Raw genomic sequence first — 21,134 nt, forward strand, 5'->3', positions numbered from 1 at the left:
TAAATCTCCTGAACGCATTGGCAGATTCGTAGGCTTGCCACGGAACCTTCCTGGCAAACGGCGCTGAAACGGGCGAATCTCCCATACCGTCCATGGCACGCGGCACATGCGGCGGTGCGGGATCGTCCGGGCCGGTTCGCGACGATCCTGCGGCAGGCCCGGGGAGCGGCGCTGGTCAGCCGGCCGAGAGCCGCTCGAGCGCCCGGCCGACCGCGCCCGCCGCCCGCTCGTCGCCGAGCCGGCGCAGCAGGGCGAGCGCCGCCCGGTACTCCCGGACCGCCTCGTCGAACCGGCGCTGGGCGGCGTGCGCCTCGGCCAGCCGGGTGAGCAACCGGGCCTGCCCGGCGGTGTCGCCGAGGCCCTGCCGCAGGGCCAGCGCCCGCCCGTACGCGTCGGCGGCGCGCACCGCCTCGCCGAGCGCCCTCCGGCACTCCCCCACGCCCTCGAGGGCGCGCGCGGCGGCCGCGTCGTCCCGCGGCTCGCGGGTGTGCGCCACCGCGGCCTGGTAGTGCTCGGCCGCGGCCGCCGGGTCGCCCGCGGCGGCCCGCAGGTCGGCCAGGTTGAGCAGCGCGGCGGCGGCCCGGCGCGGCGCGCCCTGCCGCTCGGCCAGCGCCAGCACCAGGGTGTGCAGCCGGTAGGCCTCGGCGGCGGGCAGCCGGCCGGCCTGCTCCGGCCGCCCGGCCAGCGGCAGGGTGCGCAGCAGGGCGCCCACCAGCCGGCCCACCGAGCCGTCCAGGTCGGCCTGGTCCAGCGCCTGCTCGGCGGCGTCCAGCAGCGTCTCGCGCTCCTCGGCGAGCCACTGCCGGGCCTGCTCGGCGCCGCGCAGCCGCAGCGGGCCGGGCAGTGGGTCGGGGGCCGGCACGGCCGGGTCCAGCAGCGCCCGGGCCGAGTCGGTGAGCCGGATCAGCCGCTCCAACAGCCGGGCCCGGGCCAGTTGCACGGCCGCCGGGCGGTCGTGCAGCTCGCGCAGCGCCAGCAGCCGCTGGAAGCCGCGGCCGGGCAGCCGGTAGCGGGCGGTGCCGTCGGCGGCCGGCTCGGCCGGGTCCAGCAGCTCCTGCTCGGCCAGCGCGTGCAGGGTGGCGACCGCCTCGGGGCCGGGGCAGCCGGCCAGCGCGGAGGCGGTGCGCGGGTCCACCCGGCCGCCGGGGGCCAGGGTGAGCATCCGCAGCATCCGGGCCTGGGCCACCGGCAGCGCCTGGTAGCGGAGCTGCAGCGCGGCCGCCAGCGGCTCGCTCTCGCCGGCCACCCCGCGCAGCGCAGTGACCGCCTCCGGCACGGCCGCCTTGGGGTGGGCGCGCAGCCAGCCGGCCATCAGCCGCAGCGGGGCCGGGCGCTCGGCGCAGGCCTCGGCCAGGCCGGCGGCGCCCACCGGGTCGCAGCCGATCCGGGTGCCGCCGACCAGCGTGGTGAGCAGGTCGACGGCCGCCGCCTGGTCCAGCCCGCGCAGGATCACCGGGTCCACCGGGAAGCGCGCGGCCAGCGCGGTCAGCGGCCCGCCGGAGACCGCCAGCACCAGGCAGCGCGGCTCCTCGGGCAGCAGCGGGGCCAGGTGCTCGGCGTCCGGCACGTCGTCCAGCAGCAGCAGGGTGTCCCGGCCGGTGAGCGCGGTGCGCAGCTCGGCGCAGGCCGGATCCTCCTGGCCGGCGGCGGCCGGTGGGAGCGCTTCCGTGGGCAGGCCGAGCAGACCGAGCAGCCGCCGGGCGACCGCGCCGGGGGCCTGCGGGGTGCCGTCGGGATCGGCGAGGTGGGCGGTGAGCAGCTGCCGCCCGCCCAGCGCCGTGGCGGCGAACCGGCGGGCCAGCACCGACCGGCCGGAGCCGGGCCGGCCGGCCACCAGCAGCACCCGGCAGCCGGGCCCGGGCGCGGCGGTGCGCAGCTGGGCGGCGAGCGCGGCCAGTTCCGCGCTCCGCCCGGCGAACGGTTCGGGCCCGGCACCCCGCGCGGGGGCGGGCCGAGCGTCCATCGTCGCCGTCTTCCTCGCCACCAGCGCCACTCCCGACCAGTCGACCGGCTTCCCGTCTGCGAAGCGTAGTTCGCGCCGGACCCGCTGCCGAGGGGACACCGGTATGACCAGGTGTCGAATCACCCGCCCGGCGGCCCGGGGGGGGCGTCCCGGGGCTCAGGCCGGGAACGGACGGGCCGGCCAGGGGGCGTCGGCCTCGCGCAGCGAGTCCGGGCCGGGCCCGGCCAGCGCGGCGCTCACCGCCAGCACGCCGGTGACCAGGGTGGGGTTGTGCAGCCGGCCGGCCAGCACCAGGGCGACCAGCTCCGCCAGCGGCACCCGGGCGGTCTCGATCTCCAGCTCCTCGCCGTGCGCGTCGAAGCGCTCGCCCTCGGCCTCGGCCAGCTCTGTGGCGAGGAAGAGCCGGATCGCCTCGTCGCTGCCGCCGGGCGAGGTGTAGAAGTCCACCAGCACCCGCCAGTGGCCGGCCTTGCAGTAGGCCTCCTCGAAGAGCTCGCGCTGGGCGGCGTGCAGCGGGTTCTCGCCCGGCACGTCCAGCAGGCCGGCGGGCAGCTCCCAGAGCCGCTGGCGCACGGGGTGGCGGTACTGGCGCACCAGGAGCACCCGGCGCTGCTCGTCCAGCGCGAGCACGGCCACCGAGCCGGGGTGGGTCTGGTACTCCCGGCGGGCGAAGGAGCCGTCCGGCATCCGCACCTCGTCGGTCCGCACCCCGGTGATCCGGCCGGTGAACGGCCGCTCGGTGGCCCGGATCTCCCACTCCTCCGCGATGTCCTCGATCATGCCGCCACTCCCCTTCTCGTCAGTACGACACAATCTATACGCCGAACGGCGGCCGCCCGGGCGATCGGGCGGCCGCCGTCCGGTGAACGGACCGTGCGGGTGGCTACTGCTGCCCGGTCTTGATCTTGATCGCCGCGGCCACCAGGCCCGCGAAGAGCGGGTGCGGGCGGGTCGGGCGGGACTTCAGCTCCGGGTGCGCCTGGGTGGCGACCAGGTACGGGTGCACCTCGCGGGGGTACTCGACGTACTCCACCAGGTCGCCCTTGGGCGAGAGGCCGGAGAACTGCAGCCCGGTCTTCTCCAGGTCGGCCCGGTAGGCGTTGTTGACCTCGTAGCGGTGGCGGTGGCGCTCCTCCACGTACTGCTCGCCGGCGTAGACCTCGCGCACGATCGAGCCCTCGGCCAGCTTGGCCGGGTAGAGGCCCAGGCGCATGGTGCCGCCCAGGTCGCCCTTGCCGTCCACGATCGCCAGCTGCTCCGCCATGGTGGAGATCACCGGGAACTTGGTGGTGGAGTCGAACTCGGTGGAGTTGGCCTCCGGCAGGCCGGCCAGGTTGCGGGCCGCCTCGATCACCACGCACTGCAGGCCCAGGCAGAGGCCCAGCAGCGGGATCTTGTTCTCCCGGGCGTAGGTGATCGCACCGACCTTGCCGTTGACGCCGCGGTCGCCGAAGCCGCCGGGGATGCAGACGGCGTCCACGTCGCCCAGCTGCTCGCGGGCGCCCTCGGGGGTCTCGCAGTCGTCCGAGGTGACCCACTTGATCTCGACCCGGGCGTTGTTGGCGAAGCCGCCGGCCCGCAGCGCCTCGGTCACCGACAGGTAGGCGTCCGGCAGGTCGATGTACTTGCCGACCAGCGCCACCTTGACGATGTGCTGGGGCTCGTGCACCCGGCGCAGCAGGTCGTCCCAGGTGGTCCAGTCGACGTCGCGGAACGGCAGGTCGAGCCGGCGCACCACGTAGGCGTCCAGGCCCTCGCCGTGCAGCACCTTGGGGATGTCGTAGATCGACTTGGCGTCGATGGCCGCGACCACGGCCTCCTCGTCCACGTCGCACATCAGCGAGATCTTGCGCTTGATCGCCTGCGGCACCTCGCGGTCGGCACGCAGCACGATCGCGTCCGGCTGGATGCCGATGTTGCGCAGCGCGGCCACCGAGTGCTGGGTGGGCTTGGTCTTCAGCTCGCCGGACGGCCCGATGTAGGGCAGCAGCGAGACGTGTACGAAGAAGACGTTGTCCCGGCCGACCTCGTGGCGGACCTGGCGGACCGCCTCCAGGAACGGCAGCGACTCGATGTCGCCGACGGTGCCGCCGACCTCGGTGATCACCACGTCGACGTCCTCGGTCGCCATCCGGCGGATCCGGGACTTGATCTCGTTGGTGATGTGCGGGATCACCTGGACGGTGTCGCCCAGGTACTCGCCGCGGCGCTCCTTGGCGATCACCGTCGAGTAGACCTGGCCGGTGGTGACGTTGGCCGAGCCGTGCAGGTTGGTGTCCAGGAACCGCTCGTAGTGGCCGATGTCCAGGTCGGTCTCGGCACCGTCGTCGGTGACGAAGACCTCGCCGTGCTGGAACGGGTTCATGGTGCCCGGGTCCACGTTGAGGTACGGGTCGAGCTTCTGCATCGTCACCCGCAGGCCGCGCGCCTTGAGCAGCGCACCGAGGCTGGAGGCGGTGAGCCCCTTGCCGAGCGAGGAGGCGACACCCCCGGTGACGAAGAGGTGCTTGGTCGTCACGGCGCGGCCGTGTGCCGCCTTGCCGGAATGGGGCTGTGCCAAGAGGGGGCTCCCGTGGTTCGCGTGTCGTAGCTGACGCTGGTGGATGCGGACGCCTGATCCGACCCACCGGCTCGGAGCCGGGGTCGTCGGTTCGGCGGATCCGGGGCGGTTGATCCCACCAGTCCACGGGGTACCAGGGTATCAGCGAGGTGAACGGCACGCGGTCGCGCACCTCCGCACTGACCCGCCCGGGTGATCGGCGGGCCGCCCGGGGGGCCACTCGGCGCAGTCCGGACTGACCCGGAATGATCACCACCGGATGCCGCGTCGACCAGGGGACCTCACCCGCCAGAGCTACTTTCCGGAAAAGACCCTGGGCAGACGGCGGTACCTGATCGTTTCCGGGTGCTGAGGCCCCGGCAGTCGTCGTATTCTGCACGGACGCATCGCCGACAGCAGAGCATGCCGAGGACGCGGGGTCCGGACGACTCCCTCCCGTCCCCGCTGCGCGACCGGACTCCCCGCTCCACCAGTTCCCCGCAGTGCCCAGGCCCAGGAGCCCAGACCGGCTCCGCGCGGCCGGTCCCCGGCCGCCGCCACCAGCGGAGCCGCCGGGGACCCCCGGTCCGGGCCCGCGTCCCCCGGTTCCGCAGTATCCGCTCCCGCCCGTGTCGGCGACCGCCGAGCACTACCGCGAACTGGAGATTCACGTGGCCGGCCGTATCGAGGACTACGCACTCATCGGGGACATGCAGACCGCCGCCCTGGTCAGCAGAGACGGGGCGGTGGACTGGCTCTGCCTGCCCCGCTTCGACTCCCCCGCCGTCTTCGCGGGCCTGCTCGGCAGCGACGAACACGGGTTCTGGCGGATCGGCCCGGCCGAGGCCGCCCCGGCCGGGCCCGCCCCCACCGCCCCGGCGCCGCGCGCCCCCTTCACCGATACGGGTGACGGGCGGGCCGTGCCGAGCAGCGCCGCCGCCCCGGCGGTGCCCGCCGACCGGCGCCGCTACCGCGACGACTCGCTGGTCCTGGAGCACGAGTGGGACTCCCCCCGGGGCACCGTGCGGGTGATCGACTTCATGCCGCCGCGGCACCTGAGCGACCAGGAGCCGGTGCCGCAGATGATCCGGATCGTGGAGGGCGTCTCCGGCCAGGTGCGGATGCGCTCGGCCCTTCGCATGCGGTTCAGCTACGGCAAGGTGGTGCCCTGGGTCCACCGGGTGGAGCAGTCCGACGGCGGCCACCGCACGGTGGCGGTGGCCGGCCCCGACTCGGTCTGGCTGGACGGCGAGGCCGAAACCTACGGCCGCGACCTGACCACCTACGCCGACTTCACCGTCTCGGCCGGCGACCGGGTGGCCTTCGCCCTCACCTGGCAGCACTCCCACCTGGCCCCGCCGGAGGCCCCGGACCCGGAGGACGCGCTCGCGCTGACCGAGCAGTTCTGGCGGGAGTGGGTCGACCAGTGCACCTACCAGGGCCCCTACCGGGACGCGGTGGTCCGCTCGCTGGTCACCCTCAAGGCGCTCACCTACGCCCCGACCGGCGGGATCGTCGCCGCCCCCACCACCTCGCTGCCGGAGGACATCGGCGGTGAGCGCAACTGGGACTACCGCTACACCTGGCTGCGGGACGCCGCGATCACCCTCTCCTCGCTGCTGCGCACCGGCTACCGGGAGGAGGCCCGGGCCTGGCGCGAGTGGCTGCTGCGGGCGGTGGCCGGCGACCCGGAGAACCTGCAGATCATGTACTCGATCACCGGCCAGCGCGAGTTGAACGAGTCGGTGCTCGACTGGCTGCCCGGCTACGAGGGCTCGGCCCCGGTCCGGGTCGGCAACGGCGCGGCCGGCCAGCTCCAGCTGGACGTCTACGGCGAGGTGGTGGAGGCGCTCTACCTGGCCCAGATGACCGGGCTGTCCCGCAGCGACCACGCCCACCTGCTGCAGCTGCGGCTGATCTCCTACCTGGAGGAGCACTGGAAGGCCCCCGACGAGGGGATCTGGGAGGTGCGCGGGCCGCGCCGGCACTTCGTCCACTCCAAGGTGATGGCCTGGGTGGCGGTGGACCGCACCATCAAGCTGATCGAGCAGACCGAGACCGAGGGCCCCCTGGACCGCTGGCGGGCGCTGCGCGAGGAGATCCACGCGGACGTCTGCGAGAAGGGCTACGACCCGGAGCGCAACACCTTCACCCAGTACTACGGCGGCCGGGAGCTGGACGCCTCGCTGCTGCTGATCCCGCAGGTGGGCTTCCTGCCGCCGGACGACAAGCGGGTGATCGGCACCATCGAGGCGATCCAGCGCGAGCTCTCCACCGAGGACGGGTTCGTGCTGCGCTACCCGACGCACGACGACCAGGGGCACAACGTCGACGGGCTGTCCGGGCACGAGGGGGCGTTCCTGGCCTGCTCGTTCTGGCTGGCCGACGACCTGGCGATGATCGGGCGGGTGGGCGAGGCCCGGGAGCTGTTCGAGAAGCTGCTGGCGCTGCGCAACGACCTGGGGCTGCTGGCCGAGGAGTGGGACCCGCGGCTGAAGCGGCAGGTCGGCAACTTCCCGCAGGCGTTCAGCCACGTGCCGCTGATCGACACCGCGCTGCGGCTGACCGCCTGCGGCGCCGCCTACCTGGCCCCGCAGGGCCAGCCGGCCGCGCGGGCGGTCAGCCAGGCGGTCTGAGCCGCCCTCAGGGGTGCTGGACCAGCTCGTCGTAGGTGCTGAGCACCTGCGCCACGGTGGCCGCCTCGTCCGGCCAGGTCTCGGCCTGGACCGGGCCGGCCGCGGCCAGCGCGGCCCGGCGGGCGGGGTCGGCCAGCAGTTCGCGAACGGCGGTGCCGAGCGCCGCCGGGTCGCCGGCGGGCACCAGCACCGCCGCGTCGCCGACCAGCTCCGGGATCCCGCCGACGGCCGTCGCGACCAGCGGCACGCCGGCCCGCAGCGCCTCCTGGGCGACCGCCGAGCGGGCCTCCCAGCGGCTGCTGATCACCACCGCGTCGGCGGCGGCCAGCAGCTCCGGCACGTCGGTGCGGTGGCCGAGCAGCCGCACCGGCAGCTGTTCGGCCTCGATCCGCTCGCGCAGCTCGGCCGCCTCGGGGCCGTCCCCGGCGAGCAGCACCAGCGGTGCCGGGCCGGGGCCGCCGAGCAGCCGGGCCGAGCCCTCCAGCAGCTGGCCGAAGCCCTTGTGCGGCACCAGCCGCCCGATCGCCAGCACCAGCGGGCGGTCGCGCTCGCCGGGGGCCAGCAGGGCGGCCCTGGCCTGATCCTGGGTCAGCTCGCCGGGCGCCAGCGGCGGGGCGGCCACCGGGCCGAGCCGGGCGTCGGTGGCGCCCAGCTCGCGGGCCCGGGCGACCAGGTCGGAGGAGGCGCCGAGCACCAGGTCCGCGGACCGGGCCACCCGGCGCTCCATCAGGCGCTGCAGCCGGCGCTCCAGGCCGGTGGCGAGCAGCGCGTGATGGAACGTCACCACCAGCGGCGTCTCCGGGCGCAGGCCCGGCAGCCGGCCGGCGGTGCGCAGCGCCAGGTCGGAGAGCAGGCCGGCCCGCAGGCCGTGCGCGTGCACCAGGTCGGCGCCGGTGAAAGCGCGGCGCAGCTCGCCGATCGCGGTGGCGTCGCTGCGGGCGCCGGAGGTGGCGGTGATCTCCACGGGGTGGAAGACCGCGCCGGTGCGGGAGAAGCCGAAGAGCTGGTCCGAGTCGGCCGGTGCGCAGAGCGTCACCTTGACCCCGTGCGCCGTCAGGCCCTGGGCCAGGGAGCGCACATGGGCGCCGATCCCGCCGCTGCCGGCGGACAGCACCAGCACCACGTGCAGCTGGCCCGTCTCCCGGCCGGCCGCGCCGTTCCGGGCGATGGAAAGGTCCACGTCGTCTCGCTCCGACTCGCTCTGTTGGGGACCCGTTGGATCACGGTCCGGTCGCCACCATGCCAGGTGCCGAGTGGTCTTGGACAGTCGGCACCACGGGAGGCGTCACCCCTGCCTGGGCGCCCGGGCGGTGGCGAGAAGTTCCTCGGCGTGCGCACGGCCCAGCTCGGAGTCCTCCAGGCCCGCGAGCATCCGGGAGAGTTCGCGCACCCGCTCCTCGTCGGTCAGGGTCTTGACGCCGCTTCGGGTCACCGTGCCGTCGTTGGTCTTCTCCACCACCAGGTGCCGGTCGGCGAAGGCCGCCACCTGGGGCAGGTGGGTGACCACCACGACCTGGGCGGAGCGGGCCAGCTTGGCCAGCCGGCGGCCGATCTCCACCGCGGCCTTGCCGCCGACGCCCGCGTCCACCTCGTCGAAGAGGTAGGTCGGCACCGGGTCGGCACCGGCGAAGACCACCTCGACGGCGAGCATCACCCGGGACAGCTCACCGCCGGAGGCGCCCTTGGCGATCGGACGGGGCGGGGCGCCGGGGTTGGGAGCGAGCAGCACCGCGACCTCGTCCACGCCGTGCGGGCCGTAGGCGACGGTGCGGCCGTCCAGCTCCAGGCCGTCCGGGTCGTCCAGCCGGGTGAGGCCGAAGGTGACCCGGGCGTGCGGCATGGCCAGCTCGGTCAGCTCCACCGAGACCGCCTCGGCGAACTCCCCGGCGGCGGCCGCGCGGGCCGCGGAGACCTCGGCGGCCAGCTCGGCCAGCTCGGCCCGCAGCCGCGTGTGCTCGGCGGACAGCTCCTCGACCCGGTCGTCGTCGCCGTCCAGCTCGGCCAGCCGCAGCGCGCCCTGCTCGGCCCAGGCCACCACCTCGGCGACGGTGCCCTCGGCGCCGCCGTACTTGCGGATCAGCTGCGCCAGCACCGCGCGCCGCTCCTCGACCGCGGCCAGCCGGGCCGGGTCGGCGTCCAGGTCGTCGGCGTAGAGCGCCAGGTCGCCGGCCACGTCGGCGAGCAGGTAGCCCACCTCGGTCAGCCGGTCGGCCAGCGCGGCCAGCCGCTCGTCGTGCTCGCGCACCGCGTCGACGGCCCGGCGGGCCTGGCCGAGCAGGGTGCCGGCGTCCACCAGGTCCGGGTCGGCCGGGTCGCCGGCCAGCGCGGCGTGCCCGAGCACGGCGGCGGAGGAGAGCGCGTCGGCGTGGCCCAGCCGCTGGGCCTCGGCGGCCAGCTCGATCTCCTCGCCGGCCACCGGCTCGGCGGCGGCCACCTCGTCCAGGCCGAACCGCAGCAGGTCGGCCTCCTGGGCCCGCTCCCGGGCCCGGGTGGTCAGCTCCTCCAGCGTCTCGGCGACCTCGCGCAGCCGCCGGTAGCCGGCGCGGTAGCGGGCCAGCGGCCCGGCCACCGCCTGCCCGGCGTAGCGGTCCAGCGCGCCGCGCTGGCGGGCCGGGCGGAGCAGCCGCTGCTGGTCGCTCTGGCCGTGCACGGCGACCAGGTCCTCGCCCAGCTCGGCGAGCAGGCCGACCGGCACCGAGCGGCCGCCGACGTGCGCCCGGGAGCGGCCCTCGGCCGAGACGGTGCGGCTGATCAGCAGCGCGCCCTCGTCCAGTTCGGCGCCGGCCTCGACGGCCCGGGCGGCCACCGGGGAGTCGGCCGGCAGGGCCAGCCGGCCCTCCACCACGGCCCGCTCGGCGCCGTGGCGGACCAGTCCGGGGTCGGCCCGGCCGCCCAGCAGCAGGCCGAGGCTGGTCACCACCATGGTCTTGCCCGCACCGGTCTCGCCGGTCACGACCGTGAAACCGGGGGCCAGCTCCACCACCGCGTCGTCGATGACGCCCAGATCCCGTATCCGCATCTCGTCCAACACGGTGACGACCTTAGACCCTCCGGCTGCCGGGGCGTGGGAGGAGGAGCGGCCCCCGGCGGCCCCGCGCGGGCGGGGCGGGCCGCGGGGGGCGTGTCTTCCGAACGGGTGTCGCGGGTCAACCGGGCGCCGCCTGGTTCATCCGTTCGGGCGGGCGGGTCGGGTGGACCGGGCACCTGTCATCATGAGGAGTCCACCCGCCGGTCCGGCGGGGCCAATCCGAGCGAACTGGACTGGTCGAGATGGCCGAGTGGCAGAGCACCATCGCCCCGCCCGCGCTGGCCCGGCTGCTGGGCGCCCCCGACGGCGCCCGGCCCGCCTACCGGGCGCTGGCCGGGCAGCTGCGGCAACTGGTCGCCGAGGGCCGACTGCCGGTCGGCACCCGGCTGCCCGCCGAGCGCGAGCTCTCCGCCGCCCTCGCGCTCAGCCGCACCACCATCGCCGCCGCCTACCAGGAGCTGCGCCAGTCCGGCTTCCTGCACAGCCGCCGCGGCGCGGGCAGCTGGACGGCGCTGCCGGCCGGCTGCCGGCCACCCGCCGACGGCCTCTTCCCCGTCCCGCCCGACGCCGCCGGGCAGCCGGTCGACCTCGGCGCCGCCTCCCCCGCCGCCCCGCAGGCGCTGCTCGGCGAGGCCGCCGCCCGGGCCGTCGAACAGCTGCCCGCCTACGCGCTCGGCCACGGCCACTACCCGAGCGGCCTGCCGGTGCTCCGCGAGGCCGTGGCCCGCCGGTTCACCGCGCGCGGCCTGCCCACCACCCCCGACCAGGTGCTGATCACCTCCGGCGCGATGAGCGCCCTCGGGCTGGTCTTCCACACCCTGCTGCGCACCGGTGAGCGGGCCGCCGTGGAGACCCCCGGCTACGCCCACGTGCCGCGGGCCCTGCGCACCGCCGGCGCCCGGCTGGTCGCCGTGCCGCTGCAGCGCGAGCGGCCCACCGAGCTGCCGCGCTGGGACCTGGCCGGCTGGCGGCAGGTGCTGCGCGGCGCCGCCCCGCGGCTGGCCTACCTGGTGCCCGACTTCCAGAACCCGACCGGCGCACTGATCGACGAGGAGCAGCGCCGCGGCCTGCTGGCCGCCGCCCGCACCGCCGACACCCTGCTGGTGGTGGACGAGACCATGGCCGAGCTGGCCTGGAACGTGCCCGCCGCCGAGCTGCCGCGCCCGCTGGCCGCACTGGACCGGGACACCCGGGTGATCACCGTCGGCTCGGCCAGCAAGCTCGCCTGGGGCGGCCTGCGGATCGGCTGGCTGCGGGCGGCGCCCGCGCTGGTCCGCCGGCTCGCCGCCGCCCGGCTGCACCACGACCACGGCACGCCGGTGCTGGAGCAGCTGGTCTGCGCCCAGCTGCTCGACGACCGGCTGGACGAGCTGCGCGAACTGCGGCTGGCCGAGCTGCGGGCGGCGGCCGGGGCCCTGCTGCCCGCACTGCGCGAGCGGCTGCCGCAGTGGCGGTTCGCCGAGCCGGCCGGCGGCATGACGCTCTGGCTGGACACCGGCGGGCTCTCCGGCGGCGCGCTGGCCCGGGCCGGCGAGCACACCGGCGTGCGGATCGCGGCCGGCTCGCTCTTCGGCCTGGACGGCGCCTTCGAGGGCTATCTGCGGCTGCCGCTCACCGTGCCGCCGCAGGCCGCCGCGGCGACCGTCGAGCGGCTGGCCGCCACCGCCGAGCTGGCCCTGCGCGACGGCGGCCGGACCACCGGGCCGGCCCCCGCCGCCTTCTGACCGCGGGCGCTCAGCAGTTGCCGGTGCGGCCCCGCCAGCCGGTCACCGGCAGCGCGAACTTGGCCACCAGCCGGTCGGTGAACGGCGCCCGGTGCAGCCGGGCCAGCCGCACCGGCACCTGCCCGCGCCGCACCTCCACCCGGGCCCCGGCCGGCAGCTCCGAGGAGCGCCGCCCGTCGCACCAGAGCACCCCGTGCGGGGTCTTCGGCATGACCTCCACCGCCAGCACCGAGTCCGGCGAGGTGACCAGCGGGCGGGCGAACAGCGCGTGCGCGCTGATCGGCACCATCAGCAGCGCCTCCACCTCCGGCCAGACCACCGGGCCGCCGCCGGAGAAGGCGTAGGCGGTCGAGCCGGTGGGGGTGGAGAGCACCACGCCGTCGCAGCCGAAGTTGGAGACCGGGCGGCCGTCCACCTCGGTCACCACCTCGAGCATCCGCTCCCGGGAGGCCTTCTCGACCGAGGCCTCGTTCAGCGCCCAGTCCTGGTGCACCACGTCGCCGTTGGTGCGCACCAGCACGTCCAGGGTCATCCGCTCCTCGACCTCGTAGGTGCGGTCCACCACCCGCTCGACCACCACCGCCAGGTCGTCCCGCTCGGCCTCGGCCAGGAAGCCGACCCGGCCCAGGTTGATCCCGAGCATCGGCAGCCCGCTGTCCCGGGCCAGCTCGGCGCCGCGCAGCAGGGTGCCGTCGCCGCCGGCCACCAGGATCAGCTCGCAGCCGTCGGCCGCGCCGTGCCCGGGCGGCACGGTCTCCACCCCGTCGGGCAGATCGAGATCGACCGCCTCGGCCTCCAGCAGTCTGATCTTCAGGCCGGCCTTGAGCAGGCCCTGCACCAGCTGCTCCACGCTGCGCAGCGCCGTCTCACGGCCGGTGTGCGCGATCAGGAAGACCGTACGTTCCTCGCTCAATTGCCCTCTCCCAACGTCTACCGGTCGCCCTCGACGTGCCAGGTCGGCAGCCTATCGAGGGCCCCGCCCCCTACTTGGGTCCTTCAGCGACGGCCCGGTCGGCCTCGGCCGGATCGAGCGGCCCGGCGTCCCGGCGCAGCCACAGGAAGTACTCGACATTACCCGACGGCCCCGGCAGCGGGCTGGCCGTCACGGCCCGCACTCCCAGGCCCAACTCCCAGGCCTGCGCCGCCACCTGACGGACCATCTCGGCCCGCAGCTGCGGGCTGCGGACCACCCCGCCGCTGCCCAGCCGCTCCTTGCCGATCTCGAACTGCGGCTTCACCATCATCACCAGATCGGCGTCCGGCGCCGCGCAGGAGGCCAGCGCCGGGAGCACCAGGCCCAGCGAGATGAACGACAGGTCGCCCACCACCAGGTCCACCGGCTCGCCGCCGATCAGCTCCGGGGTCAGCTCGCGGACGTTGGTGCGGTCCATCACCACCACCCGCTCGTCGCTCTGCAGCGACCAGGCCAGCTGCCCGTAGCCGACGTCCACCGCCAGCACCCGGGCCGCGCCGGCCCGCAGCAGCACGTCGGTGAAGCCGCCGGTCGAGGCGCCCGCGTCCAGCGCCCGCCGCCCCTCCACCACCAGGCCCTGCGGCACGAAGGCCGCGAAGGCGCCGGCCAGCTTGTGGCCGCCGCGGGAGACGTAGTCCGGGTCGTTGTCGTCCTTGGCGACCACCACGGCGGCGGAGGTCTCCACCTGGGTGGCGGACTTGGACGCCACGGCGCCGCCCACGCTCACCCGCCCGGCGGCGATCAGCTCGCTGGCGTGCTCGCGCGACCTGGCCAGGTTGCGGCGGACCAGTTCGGCGTCGAGTCGGCGTCGTGCCACGGCCACGGGGGGTTCAGCTCCTAGCGTGCTCGTCCAGTGCGGTGAGGATGGCGTTCAGCCTCTGCTGGACATTTTCGTACACCGCCGGATGCTCGACGGTCGGCACCCCGTCCAGTCGGTCGAGACCGGCCAGCTCGGCGTCCACCTCGGGGTGGCCGGTGGGCTCCACCGGCACGCCCAGCGGCTCGGGCTCGGGGGACCAGAGCAGGGCGGAGTCCTCGGGCGCGGCGGGGGCGGCGGGGGCTTCGGCGGCTTCGGCGGCTTCGTCAGTCATCCTGCTCGCCCGTCTCCTGCTTCTTCGGCGCGGCCTTGCGCGGGGTGGTCTTCTTCGCCGCGGTCTTCTTGGCGGCGGCGGTCTTCTTGGCGGCCGCCGCCTTCTTGGTGGCGGCGGTCTTCGTAGCGGCGGCCTTCTTGGCCGCGGTCTTCGTGGCCGCGGTCTTCGTGGCCGCGGTCGTCGTGGCCGCGGTCTTCGTGGCCGCGGTCTTCGTGGCCGCCGGAGCCTTCTTCACCGCGGTCTTCTTCGCCGCAGCCTTCCTGGCCTGCGCCTCGCCGTCCGCCGCGCCGGGAGTCTTCTCCGCTGCCTTCCGCGCCGCCTTCTTCACGGGCTTCGCGGCCGCCGGCTCCCCCGCGTCCACCACCGTGACCGGCACCTCGAACGCCGCGTCCGCCCCCTGCGCGTGCAGCGGTTCCGGCTCCGGCCCGGGCTCCCGGTCCTGCTCGGGCGCCCAGTCCGCGGCGAACAGCCCCTCCGCCCGGGCGGGCGGCCGGCTCTCGGCGGGCTCCGCCGTGCCGCCCGGGTCCTCCAGGCCGCGCAGCTTGCCCTCCAGGTACTCCAGGACGACGCCGACCTTCACCACCTGGTCGCCGAGCTTGCCGACCCGCTCGACCGCCTTCTCCGCCTCCGCCCGGACCAGCCCGACCGCCAGGTCGATGCCGCCGCGCGAGACGGTGACCACCTCCTGGGCCAGCGTGCTGACGTTCCGCTCGGCCGCCGCCACGTCCACGCCGGCCTTGTCGAGCAGCCCGGCGGCCGTGACCACCACCCGTTTGCCGGCCTCCTCCGCCAGGCCGGCGGCCAACTCCACGTACTGCCGAAGCACCTGCCGCATTCCCGCTGCCTCCTCCACCGACCGTTGCCCGCTGCTGACGCTACCTCCTGACCCGGTGGGCGTGCGGCAGCAATCGGTCCAGCCGGTGCGTTAGCGTGACCCGGTCCACCCGGCAGCCCGACACAGGGAGTGCGAGACCATGGCCGACCCCGACGAGTGCCGCGCCGCGCTGGAGCAGCTGAGCCGCAACCTGTCCGTCGCCGACGGCAAGGTGCGCAGCGCCGCCGCCCTCGACCGCTCGCTCAGCTGCCGGCTGACCGACCTGGACCTGACCTTCACCGGCACCCTGCGCGGCGGGCGGATCGAGGACGTGGTGCAGTCGCCCGGCGCGCCGGACGGCAAGGCCGCCATTCGGCTCACCATGACCAGCGACGACCTGGTCGCGCTGGTCGACGGCCGGCTGAACTTCGCCAAGGCCTGGGCCGCCGGACGGGTCAAGCTGGAGGCCGGCATCCGCGACCTGCTGCGGCTGCGCACCCTGCTCTGAGCTCCGGAGCCGCCGCTCAGAACCCCAGCTCGGCCAGCGCCTTCCGCCCGTCGGCCGGCGCCCCGTCGCGGTCCAGCGCCGCCCAGGCCGCCGCGCAGAGCGCCCGCAGGCCGTCGTACCGGTCCGCCGAGCCCGAACCCGTGAGCCGCAGCTCCCCGTCGACCACCACGGCCCGGCTGCCCCGGCAGTCGAAGCCGCCGTCCGCCAGCGCCGTCACCCCGGGGTGCGGCTCCAGCAGCCCGCGCAGGTCGGCGGCCAGGTAGGTCGGCCGGTGCTGCGCCGGGGCGGCGAGCAGCTGGGCCGGGGTGGCCACGCCGGTGAAGACCAGCAGGCTGTCCACCCCGCCGTTGAACGCGCCCTCGATGTCGGTGTCCAGCCGGTCGCCGACCACCAGCGGCCGCTTCGCACCGGTCCGCAGCACCGTCTCCCGGTGCATCGGCGGCAGCGGCTTGCCCGCCACCTCCGGCGTCACGCCGGTGGCCGCGCTGACGGCCGCCACCAGGGTGCCGTTGCCGGGGGCGGTGCCGCGCGCGGTCGGGATCGACATGTCGGTGTTGGAGGCCACCCAGGGCAGCCCCGCCTGCACCGCGTACGCCGCCTCGGCCAGCCGCTCCCAGCCCACCGAGGGGTCGAAGCCCTGCACCACGGCCGCCGGCCCCTCGTCCAGCCGCTCCACCGCGACCAGGCCGCGCTCGGCCAGCGCCTCCACCAGGCCCGCGCCGCCGATCACCAGTACCTTCGACCCGGCCGGCACCTTCTCGGCGACCAGCCGGGCGGCGGCCTGCGCGGAGTTGATCACGTCGGCCGGCTCGGCGGGCACGCCCAGCTCGGTCAGGTGCTCGGCCACCACCCGGGGCGGCCGGGAGGCGTTGTTGGTCACGTAGGCCAGCCGCATGCCGCCGCCGCGCGCCTCGGCCAGCGCCTCCACCGCGTGGTCGATCGCCGCCGCGCCGGCGTAGACCACGCCGTCCAGGTCGAGCAGCGCCGTGTCGTAGGCCGCAGCGAGCGGCTGGTCACTGGCTCCGGGCAGCTGGGCGGTCGTCATGCGTCTTCGTCCTTCGGTCGGTCCTGCGGCGGTACGTAGCCGGGGGCGCCGGGCAGCAGCGGGCCGTAGGCGCCCGCGCGGGCCGCCAGGGTGGCCCGCGACTGGCGCAGTGCCCGGCGGTACCGCTCGTCCTGCGGCCGCATCGCCACCGCCAGCGCCAGGTGCTCCACCGAGGTCTCGAAGTCGCCCAGCCGGGCGGCCGCGACGCCCCAGCCGAACTGAGCGTAGTCGTCCGCCGGGTCGGCCTGGGCGACGGCCCGGAAGTTCTCCGCCGCCGCGGCGTAGGCGCCCGCGTCGAACTGCGCCCGGGCCAGCGACTCCCGGATCCGCTTGGAATCGGGCTCGGCCTCCGAGGCCCGGGCCAGCAGCTGTTCGGCCGCCGCCGGATGCCCCTCCGCCAGCAGCTGCTCGCCGCGCCGGAACCACTCGTAGACGTCACCGGCCGGGCGGCCCGAGCCCGCCACCGGTCCCTCGCCCGCCCCGCCGGCGGCCTGCCCCTGTCCACCACTCATGCCCGGCCTCGTCCCGTTCCGCTCCCGTGACCACGGATTGTTCCCCAAGATCGGGGAACAACCCCTGTCCCCGATACCCTTCCCAGATTGACCACTGCCCACCGGAGTCGACGCCCCGCGCACCCTCCACCCCCGGCGCCGCACCAACCCCGCGGCCCGGACCGACTGAGTCTCCACCGGCCCACCCGCCGGACACCCTCGGGAGAGATCACATGAGCGCACGAAACGCCGAGCCCGCCCCAGCGTCCGCCGGCGGTCCCGGCGACCCCGGTCACGTGGCCACCGCGGGACTGTCGCTGTCCCCGTTCCGCGGCCTGCGGTACGTGCCCGAGCGGGTCGGCACCCTCGCCTCCGTCACCTCGCCGCCCTACGACGTGGTGGACCCGCACCGCCGGATCGGCCTGGAGACCGCCGACCCGCACAACGTGGTCCGACTGATCCTGCCGCGCCCCGAGCCGGAGGACAACGGCGAGCGCCCGGACCGCGACACCCGCTACCGGCACGCCGCCCGGCTGCTCGCCGCCTGGCGCCGCGAGGGTGTGCTGGCCGCCGACCCGAGGCCCGCGCTCTACGTCTACGAACAGCGGACCGCCGCCGACAGCCCCTCCGGCGAACTGCTGCAGCGCGGCCTGATCGGCGCGCTGGCGGTCAGCGGCAAGGAGGGCGGCGTGGTGCTGCCGCACGAGGACGTGATGCCCCGGCCGGTCGCCGACCGGGTCGGCCTGATGCGCACCACCCGGGCCAACCTGGAGCCGCTGCTGCTCACCTACCGCGGCAAGGGCGGCGCCTCCGGCGTGATCGAGCGCACCGTCACCGGCGAGCCGCTGCTGACCACCACCACCTCGGACGGCACCCGGCACCGGCTCTGGGCGGTCACCGACCCGGCCGAGCTCGCCGAGATCGGCCGCGACCTGGCCACCTGCCGGGCGCTGATCGCCGACGGGCACCACCGCTGGGAGATGTACCTGCGGCTGCAGCGCGAGCACCGCCACCTGCCGTTCAGCCCCTGGGACCGGGGCATGGTGCTGCTGGTGGACACCGCCCGCTACCCGCTGCGGGTCCGGGCGATCCACCGGGTGCTCTACCGGCTGCCGCTCGAACAGGCCGTGGCGGCGCTCAAGCCGGAGCAGGACGGCTGGCGGCTGCAGCGGCTGGACGGCACCCTGGCCGACGCGCTGGCCGCGCTCGCCGAGGCGAACCGGCAGGGCGGCAACGCCTTCGTGCTGACCGGCGGCACCGGCGAGCGGTTGCTGCTGACCGGGCCGGACCAGCCGCTGCTGGACAGCGCCGTCCCCCGGGACAAGCCCGAGGAGTGGCGGCGGCTGGACGCCACCGTGCTGCACGCCGTGCTGCTGGACCGGGTCTGGCGGGTGCCGGACAGCGCCGAGGAGATCGGCTACCTGCACACGGCCGCCGCGGCCGAGCGCGAGGCCGCGCAGGCCGGCGGCACGGCGGTGCTGCTCCACCCGGTGGACGAGGGCGTGGTGCGTCGGCTGGCCGAGCAGGGCGTCACCATGCCCCGGAAGTCGACCTCCTTCGGCCCGAAGCCGGCCACCGGGCTGGTGCTGCGCAGCCTCGACCTGGGCTGAACATGCCGAAGGGGGTGGCCCCCGGCCCGCGTGCGGCGGGTCGGGGGCCACCCCCTTTCAGGTGGCACCGGTTCACGTGCCCAGGTCAGTCGCGGTCCTCGCGACGGCCCTCGCGGTCCTCGTCGATCCGGTCGAGCTCGTCGGCGGAGGCGTCCTCGATCTCGAGGTCGTCCTCGTCGTAGTACTCCTCGACGTCCTCGTCCTCCTCGAAGATCACCGAGTCGTGGCCCTCGTCCGTCCGGGTGTCCCGGGCGGGGCGGCGGGCCGGCTCCTCCTCGGCCGCTTCCTCGTCCTCCTCGTCGGCCGCGGCCTCCGGGTCCAGCGCGTCCACGAACTCCAGGCCGTCGATCTCGGCCAGGCGCTCGGAGGCGTTGGTCATGCCCTCCGGGTCGGCGTCGGCGGCCTTGGCGAACCACTCGCGGGCCTCGTCGGCCCGGTCGGCGGCGATCAGCGCCTCGGCGTAGGCGTAGCGCAGGCGGGCGGTCCACGGCTGCACCGAGTTGGAGGCCAGCTCCGGGCTCTGCAGGGTCACCACGGCGGCGTCGAACTGGCCCATGTCACCGCGCGCACCGGCCGCGACCAGGCGCATCTCGACCTGGCCGGCCTTGTCCAGCTGCTTCACCTCGGGCTCGCCGGCCATCGCCAGCGCCTTCTCCGGGCGGCCGAGGCCGCGCTCGCAGTCGGCCATCACGGGCCACAGGTCGGCGCGGCCGGTCATCCGGCGGGCGGCGCGGAACTCGGTCAGCGCCTCGGAGTACCGCTGGGTCATGTAGGAGGCGAAGCCCGCCGCCTCGCGGACCGAGGCGACCCGGGAGGCCAGCCGCAGCGCGACCCGGGAGTACTTGTAGGCCTCCTCCGGCTCGGTGTCGAGCAGGCGGGCGACCATCACCAGGTTGCAGGCGACGTCGTCGGCCAGCGTCTTCGGCAGGCTCTTCAGCTCCTGGCGCACATCGGAGTCCAGCTCCGCCCCGGTGACGTCCTCCGGGATCGGGAGGCGGTGCACCGGCTCCTGGGTGCCCCGGCGGTCGTCGTACCCGCCGCGGTCACGGTCGCCGTAGGACGGACGGTCGTCACGACGGTACCCGCCGCGGTCCCCGCCCCGGTCGCGGTCACCGTACGGACGGCGCTCGCCGCCACCCGGGCGGCCGCCACGGTCGCCGTAGGAGGGACGGTCGTCGCGGCGGAAGCCGCCACGGTCGCCCGAGGGACGGTCGTCGCGACGGAAGTTGCTGCCGCGGTCACGGTCGCCGTAGGACGGACGGTCACCGGAGGGACGGTAGCCACCCCGGTCGCCACCGCGGTCGCGGTCGCCATAGGACGGACGGTCGTCGCGGCGGAAGCCGCCACGGTCGCCCGAGGGACGGTCGTCGCGACGGAAGCTGCTGCCACGGTCGCCGGACGGACGGTCGTCGCGACGGAAGCCGCCGCGGTCACCGCCCGGACGGTCGCCGGAGGGACGGAAGCCACCCCGGTCGCCACCACGGTCACGGTCACCGTAGGACGGACGGTCGTCACGACGGAACCCGCCACGGTCGCCCGAGGGACGGTCGTCCCGACGGAAGCTGCTGCCACGGTCGCCGGACGGACGGTCGTCGCGACGGAAGCCGCCGCGGTCACCGCCCGGACGGTCGCCGGAGGGACGGAAGCCACCCCGGTCGCCACCGCGGTCGCGGTCACCGTAGGACGGACGGTCGCCGGAGGGACGGTAGCCACCACGATCACCGGAAGGCCGGTCATCGCGACGGAAGTTGCTGCCACGCTCGCCGCCACGGTCACGGTCACCGTAGGACGGACGGTCGTCGCGACGGAACCCGCCGCGGTCACCGCCCGGGCGGTCGTCACGGCGGAAGCTGCCGCCACGGTCGCCGCCACGGTCACGGTCGCCGTACGAGGGACGGTCGCCGGAGGGACGGTAGCCACCCCGGTCGCCGCCACGGTCGCGGTCGCCGTAGGACGGACGGTCACCGGAGGGACGGTAGCCACCACGATCACCGGAAGGCCGGTCGTCGCGACGGAAGTTGCCGCCACGGTCGCCACCGCGGTCGCGGTCGCCGTAGGACGGGCGGTCGCCGGAGGGACGGTAGCCACCCCGGTCGCCACCGCGGTCACGGTCGCCGTAGGACGGACGGTCACCGGAGGGACGGTAGCCACCACGATCACCACCGCGGTCACGGTCACCGTTCGACGGGCGGTCGTCGCGGCGGAAGTTGCCACCGCGGTCACCACCGCGGTCGCGGTCGTCACGGCGGTTGCCGCCGTCACGGTCGTCCCGGCGCGGGCCACGGTCGTTCGACCACCCACCACGGGAGCGCGGCTCGTAGCCTCGGCCGTCGCCGGATCGGCGCTCGGGGCGGTCCTGGGGCGGGTTCGACATCGCGGTAACTCCTTCTACATCATCAGCGGCTGGGGCCACGGGCACGCGGCCGAACGGCGAACCGTTCTTCCCAGCTGGGTGCCGGCCGCGAGACAGGCACCACTTTCATTGTCGAGCATCGGGTCCGGCCTCGCGCCTGGAGCGGCGCCGGCCGGATCTCATCGGTCCTGCGGATCCCATTCGATCCGGAAAAGCAAAAAGGCCGTGGCCCCAGCTCATCGCTGGGGCCACGGCCTTTGAATAATTGTTCGGCGGCGTCCTACTCTCCCACAGGGTCCCCCCTGCAGTACCATCGGCGCTATGAGGCTTAGCTTCCGGGTTCGGAATGTAACCGGGCG

The 21,134-nt window shown here is 75.5% G+C and carries 16 protein-coding genes, 1 rRNA gene and 1 pseudogene; 4 read left to right on the forward strand and 14 right to left on the reverse strand.

The features are described 5' to 3' along the window. Positions 1-175: 175 nt before the first annotated feature. The 3 genes from ACFYNO_RS23040 to ACFYNO_RS23050 all read right to left on the reverse strand — a co-directional run bounded on the left by ACFYNO_RS23040 (position 176) and on the right by ACFYNO_RS23050 (position 4,481). Complete coding sequence (locus ACFYNO_RS23040) at positions 176-1,963, reverse strand: hypothetical protein (protein WP_388015398.1); 1,788 nt, start codon at positions 1,961-1,963, stop codon at positions 176-178. A gap of 156 nt (positions 1,964-2,119) precedes the next feature. Continuing rightward, positions 2,120-2,743, reverse strand: coding sequence for an NUDIX domain-containing protein (locus ACFYNO_RS23045; RefSeq protein WP_388015401.1), 624 nt, complete (start codon positions 2,741-2,743; stop codon positions 2,120-2,122). 103 nt (positions 2,744-2,846) lie between these two features. Beyond that, positions 2,847-4,481 (reverse strand): CTP synthase, encoded by a 1,635-nt coding sequence (locus ACFYNO_RS23050; RefSeq protein WP_388015404.1) that lies wholly within the window; start codon positions 4,479-4,481, stop codon positions 2,847-2,849. Between the two features lie 692 nt (positions 4,482-5,173). On the opposite strand from ACFYNO_RS23050, the gene ACFYNO_RS23055 reads away from it, so the two are divergent. Further along, the gene (locus tag ACFYNO_RS23055) at positions 5,174-7,138 is read left to right on the forward strand and encodes a glycoside hydrolase family 15 protein (protein WP_388015457.1); all 1,965 of its coding nucleotides are present in this window, start codon (positions 5,174-5,176) and stop codon (positions 7,136-7,138) included. A gap of 7 nt (positions 7,139-7,145) precedes the next feature. Here the strand turns inward: ACFYNO_RS23055 and ACFYNO_RS23060 are convergent, their stop codons facing one another. Further along, positions 7,146-8,318, reverse strand: coding sequence for a glycosyltransferase family 4 protein (locus ACFYNO_RS23060; RefSeq protein ID WP_388015407.1), 1,173 nt, complete (start codon positions 8,316-8,318; stop codon positions 7,146-7,148). 105 nt (positions 8,319-8,423) lie between these two features. Further along, on the reverse strand, positions 8,424-10,157 hold the full coding sequence (gene recN / locus ACFYNO_RS23065; RefSeq protein ID WP_388015460.1) for a DNA repair protein RecN: 1,734 nt from the start codon (positions 10,155-10,157) through the stop codon (positions 8,424-8,426). A 251-nt stretch (positions 10,158-10,408) separates the two neighbouring features. Here recN and ACFYNO_RS23070 point away from each other — a divergent pair, with 251 nt between their 5' ends. Further along, complete coding sequence (locus ACFYNO_RS23070) at positions 10,409-11,890, forward strand: PLP-dependent aminotransferase family protein (protein WP_388015409.1); 1,482 nt, start codon at positions 10,409-10,411, stop codon at positions 11,888-11,890. 10 nt (positions 11,891-11,900) lie between these two features. Here the strand turns inward: ACFYNO_RS23070 and ACFYNO_RS23075 are convergent, their stop codons facing one another. From ACFYNO_RS23075 to ACFYNO_RS23090, 4 genes are all read right to left on the reverse strand, one after another. After that, positions 11,901-12,803, reverse strand: coding sequence for an NAD kinase (locus tag ACFYNO_RS23075; protein ID WP_388015412.1), 903 nt, complete (start codon positions 12,801-12,803; stop codon positions 11,901-11,903). Positions 12,804-12,873: 70 nt separating this feature from the next. Then, positions 12,874-13,680, reverse strand: a complete 807-nt coding sequence (locus ACFYNO_RS23080; protein ID WP_388015463.1) for a TlyA family RNA methyltransferase — start codon at positions 13,678-13,680, stop codon at positions 12,874-12,876. Between the two features lie 13 nt (positions 13,681-13,693). After that, on the reverse strand, positions 13,694-13,954 hold the full coding sequence (locus ACFYNO_RS23085) for a hypothetical protein (protein WP_388015415.1): 261 nt from the start codon (positions 13,952-13,954) through the stop codon (positions 13,694-13,696). Then, positions 13,947-14,789: a hypothetical protein gene (locus tag ACFYNO_RS23090; RefSeq protein ID WP_388015418.1), complete on the reverse strand. Its 843-nt coding sequence runs from the start codon at positions 14,787-14,789 to the stop codon at positions 13,947-13,949. The genes ACFYNO_RS23085 and ACFYNO_RS23090 overlap by 8 nt, the downstream gene beginning before the upstream one ends. Positions 14,790-14,928: 139 nt before the next feature. Here ACFYNO_RS23090 and ACFYNO_RS23095 point away from each other — a divergent pair, with 139 nt between their 5' ends. Then, on the forward strand, positions 14,929-15,276 hold the full coding sequence (locus ACFYNO_RS23095) for an SCP2 sterol-binding domain-containing protein (RefSeq protein ID WP_388015421.1): 348 nt from the start codon (positions 14,929-14,931) through the stop codon (positions 15,274-15,276). A gap of 16 nt (positions 15,277-15,292) precedes the next feature. Here ACFYNO_RS23095 and ACFYNO_RS23100 read toward each other — a convergent pair whose 3' ends face one another. Continuing rightward, complete coding sequence (locus tag ACFYNO_RS23100) at positions 15,293-16,321, reverse strand: HAD-IIA family hydrolase (RefSeq protein WP_388015424.1); 1,029 nt, start codon at positions 16,319-16,321, stop codon at positions 15,293-15,295. Continuing rightward, positions 16,318-16,833 carry a tetratricopeptide repeat protein gene (locus tag ACFYNO_RS23105; RefSeq protein ID WP_388015427.1) on the reverse strand — a complete coding sequence of 172 codons (516 nt, stop codon included), beginning with the start codon at positions 16,831-16,833 and terminating at the stop codon, positions 16,318-16,320. The genes ACFYNO_RS23100 and ACFYNO_RS23105 overlap by 4 nt, the downstream gene beginning before the upstream one ends. Before the next feature lie 212 nt (positions 16,834-17,045). On the opposite strand from ACFYNO_RS23105, the gene ACFYNO_RS23110 reads away from it, so the two are divergent. Next, on the forward strand, positions 17,046-18,422 hold the full coding sequence (locus ACFYNO_RS23110) for a DUF1015 family protein (RefSeq protein WP_388015430.1): 1,377 nt from the start codon (positions 17,046-17,048) through the stop codon (positions 18,420-18,422). A gap of 85 nt (positions 18,423-18,507) precedes the next feature. On the opposite strand, the gene ACFYNO_RS23115 is transcribed toward ACFYNO_RS23110, so the two are convergent. The 3 genes and pseudogenes from ACFYNO_RS23115 to rrf all read right to left on the reverse strand — a co-directional run. Next, complete coding sequence (locus ACFYNO_RS23115) at positions 18,508-19,371, reverse strand: hypothetical protein (RefSeq protein ID WP_388015466.1); 864 nt, start codon at positions 19,369-19,371, stop codon at positions 18,508-18,510. A 237-nt stretch (positions 19,372-19,608) separates the two neighbouring features. Further along, positions 19,609-20,442: pseudogene (locus ACFYNO_RS23120) on the reverse strand (hypothetical protein); the annotation flags it as partial. A 600-nt stretch (positions 20,443-21,042) separates the two neighbouring features. Next, a 5S ribosomal RNA gene (gene rrf, locus ACFYNO_RS23125) occupies positions 21,043-21,134 on the reverse strand; the annotation flags it as partial.

The sequence above is a fragment of the Kitasatospora sp. NPDC006697 genome (assembly GCF_042869935.1).
Classification (GTDB): domain Bacteria; phylum Actinomycetota; class Actinomycetes; order Streptomycetales; family Streptomycetaceae; genus Kitasatospora.

Excerpts from the sequence above, each read along its gene's own strand:
- recN (WP_388015460.1), bottom strand. The coding sequence starts at position 10,157 with ATGCGGATACGGGATCTGGGCGTCATCGACGACGCGGTGGTGGAGCTG.
- ACFYNO_RS23095 (WP_388015421.1), top strand. The coding sequence starts at position 14,929 with ATGGCCGACCCCGACGAGTGCCGCGCCGCGCTGGAGCAGCTGAGCCGC.
- ACFYNO_RS23105 (WP_388015427.1), bottom strand. The coding sequence starts at position 16,833 with ATGAGTGGTGGACAGGGGCAGGCCGCCGGCGGGGCGGGCGAGGGACCG.
- ACFYNO_RS23085 (WP_388015415.1), bottom strand. The coding sequence starts at position 13,954 with ATGACTGACGAAGCCGCCGAAGCCGCCGAAGCCCCCGCCGCCCCCGCC.
- ACFYNO_RS23090 (WP_388015418.1), bottom strand. The coding sequence starts at position 14,789 with ATGCGGCAGGTGCTTCGGCAGTACGTGGAGTTGGCCGCCGGCCTGGCG.
- ACFYNO_RS23110 (WP_388015430.1), top strand. The coding sequence starts at position 17,046 with ATGAGCGCACGAAACGCCGAGCCCGCCCCAGCGTCCGCCGGCGGTCCC.
- ACFYNO_RS23040 (WP_388015398.1), bottom strand. The coding sequence starts at position 1,963 with ATGGACGCTCGGCCCGCCCCCGCGCGGGGTGCCGGGCCCGAACCGTTC.
- ACFYNO_RS23070 (WP_388015409.1), top strand. The coding sequence starts at position 10,409 with ATGGCCGAGTGGCAGAGCACCATCGCCCCGCCCGCGCTGGCCCGGCTG.
- ACFYNO_RS23100 (WP_388015424.1), bottom strand. The coding sequence starts at position 16,321 with ATGACGACCGCCCAGCTGCCCGGAGCCAGTGACCAGCCGCTCGCTGCG.
- ACFYNO_RS23045 (WP_388015401.1), bottom strand. The coding sequence starts at position 2,743 with ATGATCGAGGACATCGCGGAGGAGTGGGAGATCCGGGCCACCGAGCGG.